This is a genomic window from Undibacterium sp. 5I1 (genome assembly GCF_034314085.1).
Lineage (GTDB): Bacteria > Pseudomonadota > Gammaproteobacteria > Burkholderiales > Burkholderiaceae_D > Undibacterium.
On sequence record NZ_JAVIWI010000001.1, the window covers coordinates 2,765,458 to 2,784,603 of the forward strand.

The 19,146-nt window shown below is 47.2% G+C and carries 10 protein-coding genes; 2 read left to right on the forward strand and 8 right to left on the reverse strand.

The features are described from left to right. Positions 1-355: 355 nt before the first annotated feature. Positions 356-2,311 (reverse strand): glucokinase, encoded by a 1,956-nt coding sequence (locus tag RGU72_RS12210; protein WP_322119987.1) that lies wholly within the window; start codon positions 2,309-2,311, stop codon positions 356-358. Positions 2,312-2,728: 417 nt separating this feature from the next. On the opposite strand from RGU72_RS12210, the gene glk reads away from it, so the two are divergent. Next, positions 2,729-3,736, forward strand: coding sequence for a glucokinase (gene glk / locus RGU72_RS12215; protein ID WP_322119988.1), 1,008 nt, complete (start codon positions 2,729-2,731; stop codon positions 3,734-3,736). 14 nt (positions 3,737-3,750) lie between these two features. Here glk and pulA read toward each other — a convergent pair whose 3' ends face one another. From pulA to RGU72_RS12250, 7 genes are all read right to left on the reverse strand, one after another. Beyond that, positions 3,751-6,639, reverse strand: a complete 2,889-nt coding sequence (gene pulA, locus RGU72_RS12220; protein ID WP_322119989.1) for a pullulanase-type alpha-1,6-glucosidase — start codon at positions 6,637-6,639, stop codon at positions 3,751-3,753. A gap of 188 nt (positions 6,640-6,827) precedes the next feature. After that, positions 6,828-8,489 (reverse strand): alpha-amylase family glycosyl hydrolase, encoded by a 1,662-nt coding sequence (locus tag RGU72_RS12225; RefSeq protein ID WP_322119990.1) that lies wholly within the window; start codon positions 8,487-8,489, stop codon positions 6,828-6,830. Between the two features lie 123 nt (positions 8,490-8,612). Beyond that, positions 8,613-9,626, reverse strand: a complete 1,014-nt coding sequence (locus tag RGU72_RS12230; protein ID WP_322119991.1) for a substrate-binding domain-containing protein — start codon at positions 9,624-9,626, stop codon at positions 8,613-8,615. A 144-nt stretch (positions 9,627-9,770) separates the two neighbouring features. Further along, positions 9,771-12,239, reverse strand: coding sequence for a TIM-barrel domain-containing protein (locus RGU72_RS12235; protein WP_322119992.1), 2,469 nt, complete (start codon positions 12,237-12,239; stop codon positions 9,771-9,773). Position 12,240: 1 nt separating this feature from the next. Continuing rightward, the gene (locus tag RGU72_RS12240) at positions 12,241-13,989 is read right to left on the reverse strand and encodes an alpha-amylase family glycosyl hydrolase (RefSeq protein WP_322119993.1); all 1,749 of its coding nucleotides are present in this window, start codon (positions 13,987-13,989) and stop codon (positions 12,241-12,243) included. A 26-nt stretch (positions 13,990-14,015) separates the two neighbouring features. Continuing rightward, positions 14,016-15,338, reverse strand: a complete 1,323-nt coding sequence (locus RGU72_RS12245; RefSeq protein WP_322119994.1) for an MFS transporter — start codon at positions 15,336-15,338, stop codon at positions 14,016-14,018. Positions 15,339-15,507: 169 nt separating this feature from the next. After that, positions 15,508-18,258 carry a TonB-dependent receptor gene (locus RGU72_RS12250; RefSeq protein WP_322119995.1) on the reverse strand — a complete coding sequence of 917 codons (2,751 nt, stop codon included), beginning with the start codon at positions 18,256-18,258 and terminating at the stop codon, positions 15,508-15,510. 414 nt (positions 18,259-18,672) lie between these two features. Between RGU72_RS12250 and RGU72_RS12255 the strand changes: the two genes are divergently transcribed. Continuing rightward, positions 18,673-19,116, forward strand: a complete 444-nt coding sequence (locus RGU72_RS12255; RefSeq protein WP_322119996.1) for a thioesterase family protein — start codon at positions 18,673-18,675, stop codon at positions 19,114-19,116. The last annotated feature ends 30 nt before the right edge of the window (positions 19,117-19,146 follow it).

Below are 19,146 nucleotides of genomic sequence, written 5' to 3' on the forward strand. Positions count from 1 at the left end.
GAAAGCCGGACACTGCTCAAGAAATACAGCAAGTATATTAACAAGAAGTCAAAGAATAAGCGTGTTTAAGCCAGATTTATCAAACAAACGTAGCCGCAGACTAATCAAATACGTCAATGGTTTTGGTACTAAGTTTGACCAAAACAGCACTAACTAATCAATATACTCCCCCTAATTTTTTAGAAATATGCCTTGTTGCCCAACGATTATCTGGACAACTAAGATATACCTGCAGGGAGTATTATTTATTAAAGATGGAATTCACCGTCGCTATTGCAGCGGCAAATGTAGCGATGAATATAGCCATGACCGTCGCAGTGAATGATAGCGATTGGTCATTTCAGAGAAAGGTGGATTAGCGGCTGTGCGACGTTAGTCTAGCTAATGGTGATGCACTAGCACTTGCTTTGCTACCGATGGCATCACCACGCCCCCCGCGTGGCGAAATTGCTTTCTTCACCAGGACAGAACTGGTTTCGTCCAATCGTTCATTGGCTTCACCGCCCAGCAAGCTGCCGCCGTCCGGATTGCGGCGCATCGCAACGCCGACTGCCAGCATATCAATCACCAGCAAATGCAAAATCCGGCTGACCATCGGCAAATGCGTAGAAACGTCTTCAACATGATCGACAATCAAAGCGACATCTGCTTTGCGCACCAGCGGCGATTGGCTGGCTGCAATGGCAATGACGGTCGCACCGCGCTCATGCGCTTTTTCTGCGACCTCTAATAACTCCGGCAAACGTCCGCTGCTGCTGCTGATAACGACGACATCGCCCGCCTTGAGCACGCTGGCCGCCAGCAATTGCAAGCGCGAATCGGTCTGGGCAACACAGGGAATCCCTAAGCGCAGAAATTTAAACTGCGCATCTTGCGCCACCACACCGTAATGACCAATCGCATAAAACTCGACCCGGTTTGCATGGACGATCATTTCAATCGCGCGGTCTATCATGTCGCGATTCAACTGGCTACGTACTTGCAAAATGGCGGACGCGGTATTACCCAGTACTTTGGCACCCAACTCTAAGGCGGAATCATCATTGGTCACCTGCACATGTGTGACTGGCACGGTACCGGTCAAACCGGAGGCAAGGCGTAACTTAAAATCAGATAAACCCTCGCAACCCAGCGAGCGACAAAACCGGATCACCGTCGGCTGACTGACATCGGCAGCACGGGCAATTTCTGCAATCGGATCATTCAGGACTGAACGTGGATGCGCTAATACATGCTCTGCAACGCGTAATTCTGCAGGCGACAACTCATCCCGCGCACGACGGATTTGACCCAAAATGGCAGAACCGGGGTCTGCTTTCAACGTACGTAATTGCGCATCTAAAATGGCGGAGGCACCGATAAACGTCGCCTGCTCAGCCGTGATGACATAAGTGGGAATCGATCCGACATAGCGACTGAATCGCCCTTTTTCTTCGAAGCGGGAACGAAAACGCGACGCATCAAAATAACTTCCCAGTCGCGGCACTATCCCCCCGCCGATATAGATGCCGCCAAATGCGCCCAGCGTCACGGCCAAGTTGGCCGCCGCTGTACCAAGCAGAGCGCAAAATACATCTAGCGTATCCATGCAAACCGCATCGGTTTTATCCAACGCACGTTGCGTAATATCAGGTGCCGCCAGCGCCAGCGGCGCTACGCCTGCCAGATCGGCCAACGCACGATAAATCAGCTCCAATCCAGGACCAGACACCAGGCGCTCGAAAGATACGTGTTCGTACTGCTTCCAGACATAGCGCAACACGGCAATTTCACGCTCATCTCGCGGCGCAAAACTGGTGTGTCCGCCTTCAGACCCGAGCGAAATCCAACCATCTCCGGACGGAATCAAACCAGATACGCCCAAGCCACTGCCTGGCCCTAGCAAACCGATCACACTTTTCTGCACTGGCTCGCCATCGCCAATCTGACGCACATCACTTGCATCCAGTCGGGGCAATGCCATTGCCAGAGCGGTAAAGTCATTCACAATGACCAGTGTGTCTAAACCCAATCTCAAGCGCATTTCTTCAATCGAAAATTGCCAGTGATAATTGGTCATACTGACTTGATCGCCATCCACCGGATTGGCAATCGCTACGGCAGCATGTTCTACATGAATAGCCGGATTCGTTGCCACAACAGTTGCAAGATACGCTGATACGGTTGCCTGAAAATCAGGGTAATCAGCGCAGCGCAAAGAGTTGATATGTTGAAAATCGCCCTTTGCCATCTCCAGCGCAAAACGGGCATAGGTTCCGCCAATATCGGCGATTAAGCGTGGACTATCGAAAGCTTGCACGAATGGCTGCATGAGATCTCTTTATTATTTATTGTGAGCCCGCCTAACCTAAATTGAGGCAAGCACTAGTGATTCTGAATCTAATCTTATTATTGTAGTCCGGTGCGCTTGCAAACGATAGTTGTTGGCGTGTAGTAGCGATATTTGACGATAAGAATACTGAAAAGCAACAAAATCGAACGATATCTGTAGCTAAGCTACAAATATAAAATGCAAGCAGTTTTCATAACTGACCATCGCTTCACTCTACAATCGTTTTTTTGCAGTAATACCTATTTTGACAAACTAGCTAAAATTTCATTAAAGCATAACAAATGCATAACGAGCTGCTTAGTTTAAAACTTTTCTTTCAACTTCTTGCGATTTTTTTGTAGTTTTGCTACATTACGCCAACATTCAGCTTTTTGTGACCTCTTTTTCTCTAGTGTGATGACTTCAACTTCAAACAATAAACTCTCTGATAATCATTTCCCTTGGCTGGTCGCGGACATTGGTGGCAGCAATGCGCGTTTTGGCTGGATAGCAAATAAAGATGCCAGGGTTGAGCATGTGCGTACTCTGCCCGTCAAAGATTATGCCGATCCTATCGCAGCAACCAAAGCGTATTTGAGTTTGATCGCCAATAAGCTGGATGAGGATTATCAGCCACCACGCTGTGCTGCATTTGCCGTCGCCACTGCGGTAGCCAGCGACAGAGTTGCGTTCACCAATAGTCACTGGAGTTTTTCTCAAGCGGCTGTTAAAGCAGCATTGCAACTAGATAGCTTTCTGGTGCTGAATGACTTTGAAGCTCTGGCGCTGTCCTTGCCGCGACTGAAACCTTCTCAATTAAAAACTAACGGAGCGCTACCTACCCAACATGGCACATTGGCGGTGATCGGGCCGGGTACGGGTTTGGGTGTGGCCAGTGTCGTGGAGACGAAAAGCGGTTGGGTTGCCATACCTGGCGAAGGCGGCCACGTCACATTAGCAGCGGTCGATGAATTTGAAAGCGCGGTATTACACCATGTCCGCCAGCAGTATCCGCATGTCTCAGCAGAACGCTTATTGTCGGGCATAGGCTTGCCTGTATTGCATAGTGCCGTTGGCAAAGTGATGCAGATCGAGTCAGTACATACTACTTCTGAAGCGATCGTAGAACATGGACTGTCTGGCGGCGATATTGTTTGCAGCAAAACCTTAGCCGTGTTCTGCGCCATGTTGGGCGGTTTCGCCGGTAACGTGGCCTTGATACTCGGCGCACGCGGCGGCGTGTATATCGGCGGCGGCATCGTACCGCGCCTGGGTGATTATTTCTTTACCTCGGATTTTCGTGAGCGCTTTGAAGCAAAAGGTCGTTTGCGTGGCTATCTCGAAGGTATTCCTACCGTATTAATTATTGATACGCTAGCAGCATTGAGCGGCGCTGCCATGGCGATTGAGCAGCATATTGAATAATGCACTTTAGGAAATCAAAGTACCTCCACAAACACCACCGCAGTCCGCGCCGGAATAGTAAATTCTCCTGATGCCGCAACATATTTAGCAGACGCCGCCGGGCGCGGATCGGCTGCTGACTTGTTGCTCTGCACCGGATGTAATTGATATGTCTTGCCGGCCTGCTCCGAGATCACCAGTGGTTGTGATTCCTTGCTGACGTTAATGAAATACATCAGCGATTTAAATCCTGAATCAGGATAACCAACACCATCAATATGCGCCGCAATCACCGCAGGATTTTGTCCTGATCCGGTATTATAAAAATGCAGGCGCTGCCGGATGTCTGCCGCTGTCCGCAACCGGAATAAAGAAGAGCTGGCACGTATCCGCAGCAAATCACGGAACATATCGCGTGCCATCGCAATATTCTTTGGATCAGGTTTGATCGCAATATTTGAGAGTAGAGGACGGATCAATGAATAATCGACCGCATTATCGGGTTTAGGTGGTAGGCCAGTACCAAAATAATTATCGGTATAAGTCCAGTCCAGGCGGTTAAACCAGTCACCCGATTCAAAAGTATTTTTGTCCATCGATTTAGATCGCAGCGTATCGATTCCAGCATGGAAGTAAGCGATGCCTTGACTAAATGCGTTGATTGCCGCGCCCAACATCTGTACCCGCACTCTGTCGTCTTTACTGGTAGTGAGCGGTAATTTATAGACGTTGATATCAAACAGAGTCTGGTTATCATGGTTCTCAATATAATTCACGACTTCACTAGGCTGACTGACATATCCGGCTGGCTGATCGCCGTAGGGAATCTGCTCCAGACGCAGAGTCGTATCACGTCGCGTCAGCATCGTATAGTCACGAATTGACCCCGCTAGTCCGACCCGCACCATGTCCGCTGCCTCCATTAAATCTGTCGCAGTGACACGATGTTCAGGTTCAGAATTGAATGCGGAATTAATAGCGTTTGGATCAATAAATAAACCATTGATATAACCTTGCTTGCGAATCAAATTACCACCAGACTCAGATGATCCGCCGCCGCGAATTGCGTCACGGGCGCGATCACTAAATGTGGCAATACCCGAACCATTTAATGACAGTTGCGACGCCTGTATAAAGCGGGCAGCGTTTGCAACCTCACCAAAATTCCAACCCTCGCCTATCAGTTGTACGTCATGCCCCACGCTGGCGAGTAGTTTTGCTTTGAGTTGTTCCATGACTGCACGCGGTTGATGTGCCATCAAATCAAACCGGAATGAGTCGATCTTATACGCATTTGCCCACTGCACTACGGTATCAACCATGAGCTTGCCCATCATCCTGTTTTCAGTCGCAGTATTATCACAACAGGTTGATTGCTCGACTGCACCACGCTCGTTTAAGCGGTGGTAATAACCCGGAACAATTCTGTCCAACACAGACTTTTCTTTTTGCCCGGATGCATAAGTATGGTTATAGACCACATCCATACCGACGCGTAAGCCCGCTTGGTGCAAGGCCAGAACCATATTGCGCAATTCAAGAATACGCACAGCGCCATCAGCTGCGTCTGTCGCATAACTCCCCTCAGGTGCGCCGTAATGCGTCGGGTCGTAACCCCAGTTAAAACAATCCTCGGCTGCATGCGCCGTGACTGCGGCTTGAGGTATCTCACTGGCAGGATCAGTCGCATTAAATTCAATCTTCGGGGTGACACAATTCTTTTCAGGGACACTACCAAAATCAAAAACTGGCAACAAATGAATATCGGTCAGCCCCGCTTGCGCCAACGCTTTTAAGTGACGCATACCATTGGAATTAGTCTCAGTAAACGCCATGTACTTACCACGATATTGTTTGCTGACTGAGGCATCGTTGATGGAGAAGTCACGCACATGTAATTCATACACCACCATATCAGTCTGCGCCGATATTTTTTTTGTTACCGCCTGGGTTCTCCATCCGGCTGGCTGCAATTGAGATGCTGCCAGATCAGCGATATAGCTGCGCTTGGAATCGGTGGTCAAACTGATGGAATAAGGATCGGTCACACGATTCCGCACCAAGCCAACATGAGGCACGATCACATCCACAAGATAGCGGTAATATTGTCCGGAGAGATTCGATGCGATCGCTGTGTTCCAAGCACCTGTTTTTGCATCGAACTGCATAGCGTCTACACGACGTGCGTTACCCGCTCCGCTGCCGTATGTGCAGACCCAGACACGTTGTGCCGTCGGCGCCCATAAAGAAAACCTCGTTTGAGTCTTCATGCGACTAGTACTTTTAGTCAAACTCACACCAAGTGAGGTCAGCTCGCTTGCCGGTGCATACAGGTCATCCAGTGCCCCTGCCAATTGCAGCGAGCTTGCAGCGATCACGATGCCATCAGCATTCTCTTGTACCAGAAATACTTGCTGTGTCTGCAAAGCCGCGATTTTGCCAAGATCATCTACGTTGACTGCCAGCACTACTCCCTCAGCAAGGTATTTAAAGCGGGTAGCAAGAGGCTCCGGCAAAGCGGCATCAGCGACTGACAAACTGAGCGCACCATCCGCGCTCGTCACTTTTGCGCCAATGCTCGCCGTCAATCGCGCTGTAGCGGAATAAACCAGTTTGAAATGACCAGAAGTAGAGTTAACTCCCGGCCACGCTATCAACTGACGATTCAACCAGACCGCACGCGCCTCGTTTGTGGCAGCACTGGCGTCAATGCTAGCAGGACGTAAAACCGTCTGAAACTGCTGGCTATTGCAGTCGTCTAATGTGGGATTTATTCTTTGAGGTGGTGCGGCTAGATTTACGCTGACAGCGGCAAAGGCGTCTTGAATCACACCAAAGCTACTAAAAAAAATCAGACAGGTGCATAAGCAAGCAGCTATACAAGTCTGCGCAAAGCGTCCAACATCATTTGACTTTTTTATCATTTTTGAGGTGCATGATTATGGCTAAATTAATTAAAATAAGGGGAGTATTAGCAATTTTATACATTAATGTCCAGACTTTACCTGGACAATTTAAAATACTGTATCCCAGTATATAAATTAAAATAAGGATGAAAGAAATGATCTGCCAACTCCCTCGTCCGATGGCGAGAGAGAGTTTTTATCTTCTGCTAAGTTCTGGCAATACCAAACCAGGCACCGTATGCGGGCAAGCGCACGAAGCTTCCAGCAACATCGCCCGGCAATCCATGCCCTGCTAATGCATCAAAATTAGCGGCCACCGGCAAAGTAAATTCAACCGCATCCCCTCCCAAATTAAACACAGCCAATATCTGAGGGGAATCAGGCAATGTCCGGCCCAAAACCAATACAGGTTCAGGCGCATCAAAAAATGTAATCTCGCCGCGAGTCAGTTGCGGGAGCTGTTTTCGCCAGCGAATGATGTTACGGGTAAAGTTCAGTGCCGAAGCGGGGTCAGATTCCTGTTCAGACGCAGCAACAGCCAGATGTTCTGCTGGCACGGGTAACCACGGAGTGCCCGTCGTAAAACCCGCGTGTGCCTCGGCTTTGTTCCAAGGCATAGGCGTGCGGCAGCCGTCACGACCTTTGGCTTCTGGCCAGAAGGTAATCCCTACCGGATCGCGTAATGACTCAAAGGGAACATCGGCCTCTGTCAATGCCAGCTCATCACCTTGGTAAAGACATGGCGTACCTTTTAAGGCTAGTTGCATGGCAAGGACAACTTTGGCAAAAGCGGGCGTTGCTTGCGTACCACCCCAGCGCGTCATGACACGTGCAACATCATGATTACCGACCGACCACGACGCACCACCGCCAACCACGCGTGCTTCAAATTCTTCTACCTGAGAGCGGATATAACGTGCAGATTTTTCTGTAGTCAGTAAATTAAAGCTGTATGCCATCTGTAATTTGTCGTTGTCGGCGGTATAGGCCGCCATTACACCCAACGCGTCATCAGAGCCAATCTCACCAATCGAGATGGCACCATACTCATTTAATAAGGTACGGACTTTTTGAAAGAAGGCGAGATTTTCTGGCTGCGTATTATCATAAATATGTGCCTGCATTCCATACGGATTGGAGGCCGCTACACTAATCGTATTTTGCTTGGCCGCCGGTGGATTGCTGCGCAATTGCTGATCATGGAAATGGAAGATACAAGCGTCCATACGAAAACCATCAACACCGCGCTCCAGCCAGAAGCGCATATTGTCCAGATGCGCTTGCTGCACCGCCGGCTGGTGGAAGTTCATATCTGGCTGACTAGTTAAAAAATTATGCAGATAATATTGCAGACGACGCGTATCCCATTGCCATGCAGAGCCACCGAAAATCGAGAGCCAATTGTTCGGTGGTGTACCGTCGGCCTGCGGGTCTGCCCAGACATACCAGTCCGCTTTTGGATTAGTACGGTTCTTGCGACTTTCAGTAAACCAAGGGTGATTTTCTGCCGTATGTGACAGTACCTGGTCAATCATAATCTTCAGACCCAGCGCATGTGCACGCTGCACCAATTGATCGAAATCAGCCAGAGTACCGAACAAGGGATCAACATCGCAATAGTCCGCTACGTCATAACCAAAGTCCTTCATCGGCGAAGTGAAGAAAGGAGAAATCCAGACAATATCAACACCCAGACTGGCGATGTAATCTAGCTTGGCAGTAATGCCGGGTAAGTCACCGACACCGTCGCCATTGGTATCCAAAAAGCTGCGTGGATAGACCTGATAAATGATAGCCTCGCGCCACCACTCAGTATTTGTTGCAGAGATCGTGGCTAGCGGAATGTCGCGCTTGGTTGTTGCAGTCATGTTGAAATCATTCATAAAACAGGTGGTGGTCGCTGCACTATTCAACAACTTTTGTAACAGCTTTATTTAAGTCTGACTTATTAAGTCTGGCTTCTTACGTCTGACTTCTTAAATAGCAGCGGCTTAACTATGGCGGCAATCTCTTACCGTATCGCCCGGCAAAAGTATCGGCTGCCACAGCACTTGTAATTCTTCTGGCGGCGTTCCATCTAATAAGGACATCAACATTTCTATCATGCGGCTACCTGCCTGATCAGGATTTGGCTGATCTATTGTGGTGACGTTATAGCCCGCCAGGGAATCTTCCATCTTGCTCCAGACGATGATCGATATATCGGTACCAATCTGAATACCCGCATCCAGCAAAGCGCGTACGGCGCCCACGCCAGACATCTGGTTATCGACGATGACCGCGGTTGGTAGTAAGGGGCTGGCAAGTATTTGTTGCATCGCCTGATACCCTCGGCGTCTGTCGTTACTATCGCCGACCAGATGCGCGGGATTCGGTTGTAAGCCCGCCTTTTGTATTGCCTCGATAAAGCTGTTGTAACGTTGACGGGCAAAGTTCATTTCTAAAGGCGCACTGATCAGGCCAACACGCTGGTGTCCATACGAGAGCAAATACTGAACAGCAGTCTGCATACCAGACTCATTGTCATAATCAAACCAGGCGTGCGGCTCATTGACTTGTGTGCGTCCATGCGCGACGAATGGCAAGCCGTGACCGGTTAAGTAAGCAATCCGCTCATCATATAAACGGGTACGGGAAACGATCAAACCATCGACCCGACGTTCTTGCACCATACGCTGGTAGGCACGCAACTCATTCGCAGGCGAAACCGGCGCAATGATCAAATCCATTTGTCTGGACTCCAGCGCGGACGACATCCCGTCGACGATAGACATAAACATAGGATCGCCTAAATCGTTCGGCAGCAAAGGATGAATCATGCCCACTACATTAGTGCGCCCGACTGCCAGACTCCGCGCCATCGGATTGGGGCGATATCCCGCTGCATTGGCTGCCGCCATCACACGCTGTCGGGTCTTCTCGCTAACCTCTGGGTAGCCGTTCAGAGCGCGGCTCACCGTAGTTTCGGAAATACCCAGATTTTTAGCGAGGCTTTTAAGATTCATTGGTGTCGGTTACTTCAAAAATGAGACTACTTTTAAACTTGCTAAAGCTTACTTATTCGCTTACTTATTCGCTTACTTATTCGCTTACTTATTTGCTAATTTCTGTGCCAAATTAGCTGATGATTTAGCTGACGGCTTTTTATTTCAATTGATCTGCACTACGACGGTCTGCTCTGTTCTTGCTGGTATGTTGACCAAGACTGATAATTGTTTTTTTACCGGATTCCATTTAAATGGCGAAGGTCGGTTTTTTACCTTGACCCAGTTCGGCGCAGCAGCAATGTTATGCATGATCAATTCAATTTTTCTGTCAACAGTCTGATAATTGAAACCCGTTTCCGTCTTCAGCTGTACCGTGATTTTTTGGTGATTATTGTCTACAGCGGTATCGCCAGAAAACTGTAAAAGTTGATATCGACCTTTCTCGAAAGCGGCGGATGTCAAACCATCATCGTCATACAATTGACCGCGACTATGCGGTACAGATGAATCGTAGTAATAATGCAGATCAAGTTCTTTAGTCGAATAATCTCTGGTGGTTTGGACCAACTTTGCCATAGGGATAAAGGCACCTGCTCTGACAAATACGGGGATGTGCTCAGGCACAATCGCAACTGATCCAGTACTACCAGCGACATATTTTTGATCAGTATAAAAATCAAACCAGTGATTGGTCGCAGGAAAACGAATCGTCTGCTCTTTGACAGCGGCTTTGAGTACGGGCGACACAAAAAAATCATGCCCCCATAAATAACGATCAGATACGCCGCGCATCTCCGGATTGTCCGGCTCTTCATACAACATGGGTCGCATCAGCGGTAAGCCACTCTGATTATTTTCAAACGCTAGCGTGTAGTTATACGGCAGCATACGATAACGTAGTTCGATCGCCGCCTTTGCTAGAGCCTTTGCGGATGTGCTTCTTAAAACCGGTTCTGCGGCGACTTCTTCTTGGGCATGTGGACGAAAAATCGGCTGGAATACGCCGTACTGCAACCAGCGCGTGTACAGCTCATCATCTAAATTGGCACCCGCGAATCCGCCTAAGTCTGAATGCATATATGCCAAACCTTGCATCCCCATTTGCAGCGCAATCTCCGGCTGACTCTGCAAGCCACCCCAAGTACGGTTCACGTCGCCCGACCAGGGGATCATGCCAAACCGTTGCGAGCCGGAGTAGCCAGAACGCATCAAAATAAAGGGACGCTCTTCCGGAAATTCTTTTTGATATCCCTCTGCGATCAACCTAGCCCAATCGTGTCCATAAATATTATGTAGCTGATCTGCCGAGCCCGTCTTATGTTGCAGGTCAGATGGATGCACTTCGGGCTCACCTAAATCACCCCACCAACCCGCAACGCCGTCCTTTTTTAAATTCTTATAAATCGACCAAAACCAGTCCTTTGCTTTAGGATCAAAAATGTCGATTAACCCTGTATGTCCAAAATAAAAATCATAGACAAATGGCGCACCATTTTTATCCGTTGCCAGAATTTTCTTTTCTACCGCCTCATCCCACTTGCTAGAGCTAGTTAAGATAAACGGTTCCGTAATCAGTATCGTTTTTATGCCTTTTTTAGCAAAGTCAACAATCATCGCTTGAGGATGCGGGAAGTTATCTCTATCAAATTCGAGATTTCCCATGGTGCCTTTGATGTCTTTACCAAACCAGTACAAATCAAAAATGATCGCATCCAGTGGAATTTTTTCAGCCGAAAATTGATCGACGATTTTGCGTGCTTCTGCTTCGCTGTGGTAACCGAAGCGACTAGCGAAGTTGCCGAACGCCCAGCGTGGCGGCAACGGTTGCTTGCCCGTCAAACTGGTGTAGCTACCAATAATATCGTCCCAGCTATCGCCAGCAATAATCTGATATGTTTTTCTGCCGCTGATGGTTTCATAAGCGAGTACATTCTCTTTTTTACTATCCAGATCTAGATAGCCAATCGGCGCATTATCAAAATGAATACCATATCGTTTAGACGAAAATACCAGAGGAATAGAAAAATTCATCTGGTTAGAACGATCCTCATAACCGTAATGCGCCTTGTTATAGAGCGGCAGACGATTGCCACGGCGGTTCATCCCTAACGCACGCGCACCTGCGCCGTACAGCGCTTCCGTTGCATCCAGATTAAAGTCGAGTACTTCAGAGGTATCTTGTTTGCTGTAACCATTTTTTTCAGAAATCAGTTGATTGCCTTTGTAGGCGTAACTGATTTGAAAAGGTGATTTGGTGATGTGTACCACCATACCAGTCAGACTGAAGCCAACACCGGAGCCGACAGCATAATCGACAGCAACGTCTGTATTGCTAATGCTGGTTTTAATCATGGCGGGTGACAACACAACTGCATGTGACCCTGAGATAAAACTTTGTCCTTTGGGGATAAACGTGGTTTCTATAATCTTGTCTGAATAAGGCTTGATCTGATAAAGACCATCGTTGGTCGTCAGTTCTAAGTAACTACCTTTATCAGCAACGGCCTCAAGTACTCTTCCCCTGTTTTGAGCAAAAGCTGGCTGCGTTAGTTGTATCGCTAGAACAACTAAGGCAGCTACTGCGCAGAATACAGCGTTGCCAATGATTGGGCGTTTTAGTTGATTTTTCATATCAGTTTCCATCCGATCTAGCAGGCGGATGTACATCCTTACCAATCAGCACCATATTATTCTTGCTATCAAACTTCACCATGCCATTAACGACGATGGCACTATGTCCTGAGTAATAGTCTTTCAACTTTTCCCCATCAAGAAAAACGCCCGTAACGGGAATTGCAACACTCTCACCAATCGGTAAATCGAGCGCTACTACCACTTTGTCGTTGATGCCATCATGCTGATAAATCCGTTTAAAAATATACGGTCTATCTGATATTTTTTGATGGACGCCAGCGCCCACTGCGACATGCGCTTGGCGGAACAATCCCAGCTTGCTCCAATGCTGATATACATCTGCGATGTTGTAATGAAATCTCGATTTTTTTTGCGCCAGCTCATCCCAGTTCATCATGGATCGCAAACTGGCATCCCCTTGCGCACCAGCGACTGATAAAGAGCGGGCAGTTTCGTCACCGTAATAAATTTGTGCGGCACCGGGACTCAGTAATAGTCGGGTACCCGCATCAAACGGATCGTTGCGTTCCCGGTCAAACGGACTTAAATCGTCATGCGAACTAACATAGTTGAGGACGGAATATCCGTGTAAAGGACTATCCGGCATATTGAGTTTTTCTGAATACTCGCTAAACAAGACGTCGATATTTTTTTTTGCATCGCTCTTAAAGCCGAAGTTGATAATGCTATCAAAACCATTCTGATAAAAATTCACCTGGCTGCCACCGTCCATAGTGAATTGCTGTCCACTGGCGATGGAGTAGCCATACACTTCCGCCGTCATAAAAAAAGGATCGTCACCTAATTTTTTATCAGGATTGTCCCGTTTCCAATCCTCATACGCGGCGCTGGCTACTTGTTTTAGCTCTTTCCAGACACCGGGTTCTACATGCTTGACTGTATCGGCGCGAAAACCGTCGATACCATATTTTCTGACCCAATCGGCATGCCATTTCATCAGGTAATAGCGTGGTGCGCGAGGGAAGCCCGTATGTTTGAAAAACGAATCCAACTCGCTGACTTGCTGCTCGTAGCGTCCTTCAGATTTCCACTTGGCGACTAAGGCTGGTGGTAACGCTACATTGGCATTACTGTCGGTACGAAAATCTGGTAAATTTTTAACCAATACGCAATTGACGGTAGTTGCTACATCTTTATAAGTACAAACTGGCGAGGTGCGCACCCAGTCATTGGGCCATTGAGGATCTACCTCGGTGACTGGGCCGGTGTGATTCATCACTACATCGAGCAGTATACGGATTCCATTAGCGTGAGCGGTATCAACCAACTGACGCATGTCGGCTTCTGTACCCCAGTTAGCATCTACCTTAGTAAAGTCACGCGCCCAGTAACCGTGGAAACCGTAAGACAAGCCAGTACCTTCATCAGTCGCACCGTGAATTTGCTCGACAGGCGGTGTGATCCAGATGACGTTGACGCCTAAGTTTTTAAAATAGCCTTGCTTGATTTTTTCTGTAATGCCTGCCAGATCACCACCTGCAAATCCGCGTAACTTTGCTGCATCATTTTTGCGTCCATAGGCAAGATCATTAGTCGGGTTCGCGTTATAAAACCGATCCGTTAGCAAGAAATATATAGTAGCGTTATTCCATACGAATGCTGCTTTTTTCGATGTTTGCGGCAACTGTTCTTTTGTCGTGGCTGACATGTCTGCCGCGTAGGCAAGGCTGTCAAAAACATTGACAAAAAATAGTGCCAGAGAAAATACGATAGCAAAAAAATTCATGCCAATTCTACTCAGAAAGAATGTCACTACGACTGTTCTGCAACGTCTTTAACAAACATAGTCAATATGCCTGCGAGGATCATGCAAAAGCCACCTAGCATCAGAACTTTGACTGATTGATAATTGAACAAATGCTTCAACATCGCGCCCAATACAAAGCCAGCTACAATTTGCGGAATCACGACAAAAAAGTTAAACAAACCCATGTAATAACCCATGCGATTAGCAGGCAAAGCGCCAGCCAGAATGGCATAAGGCATCGTCAATACGCTTGCCCAGGCAATCCCTACGCCGACCATAGGCAACAACAACATTTGTTTGGAACTAATAAGAAAGATGCTGACCAGACTGACGCCACCTATCGTCAGGCAGATCATATGAACGAATTTACGACTGGTCATACGCGACAGGATCGGTAAGATAAAAGCAGCTATCGCGGATACGCCGCCATATACACCAAACATAATGCCAACCCAGTTACCACCCTCTTGATAAGCAGCAGATTGAGCATCGGTACTATGGAATACGATTTCGGCAATCGATGGTGTAGTGTAGACCCACATAGAAAACAAAGCGACCCAAGTAAAAAACTGCACCCATGCCAGCTGCACCATGGTTTTTGGCATCTTGAGAAAGCCGCCCAAAATTTCTGCAACAGCTCTTGCAAAACCTTGACTATTTTTACGTTCCTGGCGAAATTTTTCTAAATCAGTTGGCGGTATTTCTTTCGTCGTAAATACAGTCCACATCACCGACAACGCAAAGATAGCGCCGCCAAAATAGAAGGAATAACGCACCGTATCCGGTATTGCCCCATCAATCGGAACATTGCTGACGCCGAGATAATTGGTTAGCAAACTTGGCAACAGGGAGGCAATCACACCGCCGCATCCGATCAAAAAAGTCTGCATCGCAAAACCCGCCGTTTGCTGCGAAGGATTGAGTTTGTCACCGACAAAAGCGCGGAATGGCTCCATCGAAATATTGATCGCAGAATCCATCATCCACAGAACAGCAATCGCCATCCATAACATGCTGGAGTTAGGCATCAGAAACATCGCGACCGATGCTAGTAAAGCACCGACAAAGAAAAATGGACGACGACGCCCCCAGAATGGATGCCAGGTATTATCACTGAGATAGCCTATCACCGGCTGTACTAGCAAACCCGTGATCGGTGCGGCAAGCCAGAACAAGGCGAGATCATCCGCGTTAGCACCTAAGGTAGAAAAAATCCGGCTGGTATTGGTGTTTTGTAAGGCAAAGCCGAATTGAATGCCGAAGAAACCAAAACTCATATTCCATAACTGCCAGAACGAAAGCCTAGGCTTGTTTGTCGATGATTGCATGCTTGCTTGTTCCTGGTTTTTTTAAGTAACGTCCAACAGAGTAACGAGATTAAGACTGATGCAAAATTATTCGCGCAGTTGGTATTAAATTGCTGCTGGAATAATTTAGCCTAAGTCCTAAAAACAAGTCCCCGCAGCTTGGAGTCTGCGAGGACTGTTTTAATATTACTTAAAACTTGTAGCTGGCACCCAACAACATGATACGTCCGTATTTTGCATACTCTAATTGACGATCTTTGCTATTTGCATAGGTTTCATATGCTGCATTGGTCAGGTTATTGACTTGCAACATGATGCCCAGACCTTTGTATGGACCGTCTTCAAACGCGTAACCAATCTGGAAGTCAGTGACATTATCACCAACGACATAACGCAATTGACGATCACCGGCAAAGTTACCGATCTCACCAACGTAGTCAGAGCGACGACGTTGACCGATACGGGCTGAGAAACCTTTTTTCTCATAGTAAAGCGTGAGATTAGTGACATTCTTAGATAGGCCAGGCAATTGAATTTTGCCAATAGTATCGTTCACTTGAGGAATATTAATCGAGCTGTCAGTGATTGTCGTACTAGCAGTGACACCAAATCCATCAAGCGCTGAGGAGATCAGATTCAACGGTGCTGATGCTGACAATTCCAGACCTTTGAGCGAACCACCTTGGCCGTTGTAAGGAGAATTGTATTGACCAAAATTAGATATCGCTATGGTTCCCGGTGTGAACTGGGAGAAGTCGCGAGTTTGCGAGTAATCATAAATATAGCTCTTCAAGTCTTTATAGAAAAAGGCTGCGGCGAAATAAGCTTTAGTACCGAAATACTTTTCATATGAAATATCTAATGCAGTAGCGCGCCATGGTTCTAGTTTGGCATTACCTCCGCTACCGCTAGGCAATCGGGTAGAGGCATCCACTTTAAAATCAAAGCCAGAATTTAACTGATCCAGACGCGGGCGTGCAACCTGCTTTGCCAATGCAAAACGCAAAGTTTGCTGGTTAGGCAAACCAAATACCAGATTCATACTTGGCAGCACGTCGGTATAAGTTTTTCCGTCGGTATATGGATGAGCAGCCCCACTAGGATCGGAATACAGCGATGCCGATGACTGGTCAGTATTGATCACTTGTACGCCGATATTGCCACGGAGCGAAACACCACCGAGTTGAGAGTCAATATTACCCTTAACAAAAGAGGTCGTGATTTTCTCAGTGACATCCCATGCACGTGAAATGGTATTGCCGTTATTGGTCAAGTTGTAGGTAATTGGGTCAAAGTATTTCGCGATGACACCAGGTACATTCCAGGAAGGAACAATGCCGCTACCAGCAAAACCAAGATTGACCGGGGCATACAACAAATCGCTAGAAATAGTTGGACTACCGCTAGCGGTCAGCGCACCACTTGGTTGACGTTTAGTTTTTGTACGATCACTACGATTGACACCCACATCTACATTGTCAAAAACATTGTCGAGCATCGCTGGCACCGGCATTGTTGCAACCATTTTAAAGCTCTTTAAAACGTCTTTAAGATGTGGTGCGTAGGTACTGCCGTAGCCATAAATCGAGTTACCGGTATACAGCTGAGTCGGATCACTATAATTTAACTTACCCGACAAGGTAGCAAAACTGCCTGGTACCCAGCCAACTGTCAGGGCTGGGTCATTGAGTGGTCCGCCAGATGGATTTCTCAGTTGTAAATTGTTTTCAAGATACAGCTCATCACGCTTAGCTTCAGAGTAATTAACGTCTGCTAATAACGACCATTTGTCGAAAGTAAATTTATTACCCCAGCCAGCAGTATGGATAGAATCTTCGCGGTTATTGTATTGTCCGCGTACCAGTGGGTATGCTCCGGTTGCAACGCCACCGAGCAAAGTATTGTTAACCACATTGACCGAACTGTAATTAAATCCTTGTGGATTGTTGCTACCGTTATAGCCACCTAAGTTGGCTTCAAATTGATTATTGGTATCAACTTGTTTAAAAGTAGAACTGAATATATCCAGCGTACTTCTCCACATTTTTGACGGACGATATTCCAATACACCGATGATGCCAGTGCGCTTTAAGGTACCGCTCTTCGCCAGTGATTTGACACCCGCAGTAACGAATGTGCCGGGAGGAACGCCAGAGACAGAACTTTGACTAAACGGCTCATAAGTACCAGTCTCATTATCCAACACCGGTGACTCCAGATCTGCAATACCGATGGCAATACCAATCGTACGATCGGCAAATTGATCGATGTAACTTGCGCTGATGCGATGGCCAGTATCTTTAATATTAGCAATCGATCCCATGGAATTTTTCTCGCCACGAGCATTTAAAGAAATTGTACGAGTAGAAAAATCCAGCGGACGCACTGTTTGCAAATCGATCGTACCGGACAAACCCTGTCCTACTAGACCAGCGTCTGGGGTTTTGTACACAGTCACGCCGCTCAGCAATTCAGAAGGGTATTGATCAAATTCAACACTGCGGTTGTCGCCGGTGCTAACTTGCTCGCGGCCATTCAGCAATGTAGTAGCAAAATCCGGAGATAAACCGCGAACGCTGATGACCTGGGCACGACCTGCAACACGTTGCGCGGCCAAGCCAGGCAAACGGGCAATGGATTCAGCAATACTGGTGTCTGGCAACTTGCCTATGTCTTCAGCAGAAATTGCTTCGACGATGGAATTAGAATTTTTCTTTACTGAAATCGCATCCTCAATACCCTTACGGATACCGGTGACAACAACCACATTACCGTCGTCTGCTTTGGTAGCAGCGGTAGCAGCTGGGGTGCCAGCTTGTTGCGCATAGACCGCAGTGGATGTGGATAGCAGCAATGCACAAGCTGCAGCGATAGGGGTTACGTTAAATACGAAGCGATTGAAGGCAACACTCCCGCCTCGCTTTTTTTGAAAGCTAGTCATTACTCGTCTCCTTGGTTTTTTATTATAAAACTACGATTCCAACAGCAAAATCTTGGCAGCTCAAACGCTCTAATTAAAATCCGGAATTTGATGCCCCGAACGTGATTCTGTACTAATACTAAATTACATGTCAAATAAAATAATTGATATTTCGTCGAATATATTGCGCTAAGAATGAAAATATCACTCTTAACCGTTGCTAATCACCCACAAGCCCAGCAACTTTATGTAGTCATACTACATAAATAATTAAAAATTCCTGTTTTTTATCAAAGCGCATTGAATATTAACAACAAAAAATCCAAAGCGCATTGGATATTTATTTCTTGCCTGCAATGGATTTTGAAGAAATCACAATAATTCCTGCGAATCACAAACGGGTAGAATCAGGCGTTTATATAAATCTTAAAAGCCATGGCTCGCCTGACACTCCATTTCCCAGAAGATCAGTACTACTACTCCACCCTGCTTACAGTACGCGTAACCGACATCAATAGCGCAAACCATCTTGGCAACGATTCGATGATTTCCATGATCTCTGAGGCAAGAGCCAGATTTATGTTTGAATTTGGGATTGGCGAAACCAAAGGCGTCGGCCCGGGCACCATCATCACCGACCTGGCGACCACCTATAAATCTGAAGCGCACGCACGCGATCAGTTATTGTTTGAAGTTGGCGTCATGGATTTCAACAAATACGGCGGCGACATCACTTTCCGCATCACCCGCCCCAGCGACCAGCGTCTGATTGCGATGGCAAAATCAGGATTTATTTTTTATGACTATGCCAAAGCAGAAGTCACCAGCATGCCGGAGTATGTAAGGGAGAAATTTCCAAAAGTGAATTGGCTGGCTTGATTATTCGTAGTCAGCTTCAATCAACATAAG

Excerpts from the sequence above, each read along its gene's own strand:
- RGU72_RS12225 (WP_322119990.1), bottom strand. The coding sequence starts at position 8,489 with ATGACTGCAACAACCAAGCGCGACATTCCGCTAGCCACGATCTCTGCA.
- RGU72_RS12245 (WP_322119994.1), bottom strand. The coding sequence starts at position 15,338 with ATGCAATCATCGACAAACAAGCCTAGGCTTTCGTTCTGGCAGTTATGG.
- RGU72_RS12230 (WP_322119991.1), bottom strand. The coding sequence starts at position 9,626 with ATGAATCTTAAAAGCCTCGCTAAAAATCTGGGTATTTCCGAAACTACG.
- RGU72_RS12255 (WP_322119996.1), top strand. The coding sequence starts at position 18,673 with ATGGCTCGCCTGACACTCCATTTCCCAGAAGATCAGTACTACTACTCC.
- RGU72_RS12210 (WP_322119987.1), bottom strand. The coding sequence starts at position 2,311 with ATGCAGCCATTCGTGCAAGCTTTCGATAGTCCACGCTTAATCGCCGAT.
- RGU72_RS12250 (WP_322119995.1), bottom strand. The coding sequence starts at position 18,258 with ATGACTAGCTTTCAAAAAAAGCGAGGCGGGAGTGTTGCCTTCAATCGC.
- glk (WP_322119988.1), top strand. The coding sequence starts at position 2,729 with ATGACTTCAACTTCAAACAATAAACTCTCTGATAATCATTTCCCTTGG.
- RGU72_RS12240 (WP_322119993.1), bottom strand. The coding sequence starts at position 13,989 with ATGAATTTTTTTGCTATCGTATTTTCTCTGGCACTATTTTTTGTCAAT.
- RGU72_RS12235 (WP_322119992.1), bottom strand. The coding sequence starts at position 12,239 with ATGAAAAATCAACTAAAACGCCCAATCATTGGCAACGCTGTATTCTGC.
- pulA (WP_322119989.1), bottom strand. The coding sequence starts at position 6,639 with ATGATAAAAAAGTCAAATGATGTTGGACGCTTTGCGCAGACTTGTATA.